Below are 2,888 nucleotides of genomic sequence, written 5' to 3' on the forward strand. Positions count from 1 at the left end.
GGGCATGTGATACTGGGCGATGAGGCTGAACGCGACGAAGCCACCGAGCATCATGACATCGCCCTGGGCGAAGTTCACCATCTCGGTCGCTTTGTAGATCAGCACGAACCCGAGTGCTATCAGCCCGTAGATACAGCCCGACGCGGCGCCGTTTACGACCAGTTGTAGTATTCGCGCAGCGTCATCCACCGCCCCAGGCCTCCCTGCCCACGGGCCAGCAGGCCCTCATTCTCGTTGGGGCGGAACATAGGGTGGCGCCAGACGCGGCGTCAATCGCTGCGGCGTCCGTTTCCTGAGCGAATGATCAGAATAATGACATCTGAGCGGGGGCAGCCTCCGCCGCCCGGGCTGGAACGGCGAAGCTTTCGCAATCCAACTGGGTGCGCGCCTCGCCGAAACCGAACTGTCGCGCAGCACGGGTGAAGCGCCGGGACAGCAGGTCGGCATAGACGCCCTGCCCGGTGAAGCGGCTGTGGAACCGCGGGTCGTTCAGGTTGCCGGACCGTGTCTGGCGGATCAGGCTCAGTACGTGCTTAGCCCGCTCCGGGAAGTGCGCGTGCAGCCACTCCTCGAACATCTGCCGCAACTCCAGCGGCAGCCGCAGCAGCACGTAGCCGGCATGCCGGGCGCCGGCCCTGGCCGCAGCCTCCAGGATCTTCTCCAGTTCCGAATCGTTCAGCGCCGGGATCATCGGTGCCGCCAGCACCCCCGCCGGCACCCCCGCCCGCGTCAGCTCGGCGATCGCATGCAGACGCCGCGCCGGGGTCGCGGCACGTGGTTCCATCACCCGCGCCAGTCGGGCGTCGAGTGTCGTGACAGACATGTGGACGCGCGCCAGGTTGCGCTTGGCCATCGACGACAGGATGTCGAGGTCGCGCAGCACGCCCGAGGACTTCGTCACGATACCAACCGGATGGTTGTAGCGGTCGAGCACTTCCAGGATCGAGCGCGTCAGCCTCAGGGTGCGCTCCACCGGCTGATAGGGATCGGTGTTCGACCCCAACGCCAGGGTTTTCGCCGTGTAGCCCGGCTTGCGCAGCTCCTTTTCCAGCAGCTCCGCCACGTCCGGCTTGTAGATCAGCTTGGTCTCGAAATCGAGACCAGGGGAATATCCAAGATAGGCGTGTGTCGGCCGTGCATAGCAGTAGATGCAGCCATGCTCGCAGCCCCGGTACGGATTGACCGCTCGGTCGAAGCCGATATCGGGGGACGTGTTCCAGGCAATCGCCGAGCGTGACGAATCGCGCGTCAGGGTCGTGTCGAGCCGCGGCAGGTCACCGACATCCTGGGTCAGCGTATCCCAGCCATCGTCGAACGGCGCCGCGTCGTGCGCCTCGAAACGGACACCGGGGTTGCTGACCGCGCCACGGCCGGCGGCCTGCAGCGACCTGAAGTGGTGGGTCGGGGCAGCGTCAGCCAAACCGGCGCGTTCCATAGCGGCGATGGCGTCCCGGTCGATGTGCGCACCCGTTTCCGCTTGCGTGTTCGCTTCCATATGGCGTCACCATGTTCGTGGTCTGTTCAGGAATGCTAATCGCACGAGGGGTGTCCGCTGTCAAGAACATCATGGGAACTTTGGGTACGGTTCTGGCACAACGGGCATAAACGCTTGACAACTTGGCGCGCCCGCCCTTTCTACCGCCTTCGCTGCGTCCGATCCCATGGATAGCGCCGACCCAACGTAGGGGTGTAGCTCAATTGGCTAGAGCGCCGGTCTCCAAAACCGGAGGCTGGGGGTTCGAGACCCTCCACCCCTGCCAGTTTGTGGTTGAGGCGTGGGGATGGGCCGGCGATCATCGAAGGATCTAACGAAGTGGCTTTCCAACCGCTAAAATTCGTACGTGAAGTCAGGACAGAGATTGGCAGGGTCACCTGGCCGACCCGGAAAGAGACTTTGGTGACGACGGGTCTGGTGTTTGCCATGGCCACGGCGGCCGCGCTGTTCTTCTTCGTCGTCGATCAGGTGATCGGCCTTGGGGTGCGCGCTCTATTTAACGTGGGCATCTGAGAAGGAGCCGGGAAATGGCCAAGAACTGGTACGTGGTCCACGTCTACTCCGGGTTCGAGAAAAAGATCGCCCAGCAGATCACGGAACAGGCTGCCCAAAAGGGGCTGGCGGACCAGTTCGAGGCGGTGCTGGTGCCGTCCGAGAACGTGGTTGAGGTCAAGCGCGGCCGGAAGATCAACAGCGAGCACAAGTTCTTTCCCGGCTACGTGCTGGTGAAAATGGACCTGACCGACGACGCCTGGCATCTGGTCAAGAACACCCCGAAGGTGACCGGGTTCCTGGGCAGCAAGACCAAGCCCAGCCCGATCAGCGAGGCCGAGGCCGACCGGATCCTCAAGCAGAACCAGGAAGGCGTCGATCGTCCCCGCCCCGCCGTGCTGTTCGAGATCGGCGAGCAGGTGCGCGTGGCCGACGGCCCATTTACCAGCTTCAACGGCACCGTCGAGGAAGTCGACGAGGAAAAAGGCCGCGTGAAGGTCAGCGTCTCCATCTTCGGCCGCTCGACGCCGGTGGAACTCGAATACAGCCAGGTCGAGAAGGTCTGAGCTAAGAAGGCCGGGCTCGACCCCTGAACCCCGTCAAAGGGAAGCCTTTGGCCCATCCGGGCCGGGGGTTCTGAAGGGCTCGCCCTTAGCGGGGATCGACGAGGCAGAACCCCTCGCCTTCCTTCGTCAGTCCACCCCGGCCAGCCGCAAGCGGGTTTCCAGTGCGTTGGTCAGCTCGGTCTTGCGGTCCCATAGCGAACGATACCAGCGAATACGCGGGGCGACCTGGTAGGCCAGCATCCGGTGTGCCGCGACGTGGCTGCGGGCGGTGTTGGCGAGATCGAGCGCCATATGCGGCATGGTGATCAGCCGCAGCAGACGGGTGCGCAGTTCGT

At 64.0% G+C, this 2,888-nt stretch carries 5 protein-coding genes and 1 tRNA gene; 3 read left to right on the forward strand and 3 right to left on the reverse strand.

Features of this window, described 5'->3' with window-relative positions; all coding sequences use genetic code 11:
• Positions 1 to 189, reverse strand: a 189-nt coding sequence (locus AC3XYG_RS14560; RefSeq protein ID WP_489140559.1) for an ABC transporter permease subunit, incomplete at its 3' end; no start/stop codon positions are given.
• Positions 190 to 304: 115 nt separating this feature from the next.
• Positions 305 to 1,420 (reverse strand): PA0069 family radical SAM protein, encoded by a 1,116-nt coding sequence (locus AC3XYG_RS14565; protein WP_489140560.1) that lies wholly within the window; start codon positions 1,418 to 1,420, stop codon positions 305 to 307.
• 263 nt (positions 1,421 to 1,683) lie between these two features.
• On the opposite strand from AC3XYG_RS14565, the gene AC3XYG_RS14570 reads away from it, so the two are divergent.
• The 3 genes from AC3XYG_RS14570 (at position 1,684) to nusG (ending at position 2,553) form a co-directional block, all read left to right on the forward strand.
• Positions 1,684 to 1,760, forward strand: a tRNA-Trp gene (locus AC3XYG_RS14570).
• A 53-nt stretch (positions 1,761 to 1,813) separates the two neighbouring features.
• Positions 1,814 to 2,008 (forward strand): preprotein translocase subunit SecE, encoded by a 195-nt coding sequence (gene secE, locus AC3XYG_RS14575; RefSeq protein ID WP_489140561.1) that lies wholly within the window; start codon positions 1,814 to 1,816, stop codon positions 2,006 to 2,008.
• A 14-nt stretch (positions 2,009 to 2,022) separates the two neighbouring features.
• Entirely contained in the window at positions 2,023 to 2,553 is a 531-nt protein-coding gene (nusG, locus tag AC3XYG_RS14580; RefSeq protein ID WP_489140562.1) for a transcription termination/antitermination protein NusG, read from the forward strand.
• Positions 2,554 to 2,679: 126 nt separating this feature from the next.
• Here the strand turns inward: nusG and AC3XYG_RS14585 are convergent.
• The coding region (locus tag AC3XYG_RS14585; protein WP_489140563.1) for a hypothetical protein at positions 2,680 to 2,888 on the reverse strand (209 nt) is incomplete at its 5' end.

The sequence above is a fragment of the Inquilinus sp. genome, from assembly GCF_057815775.1.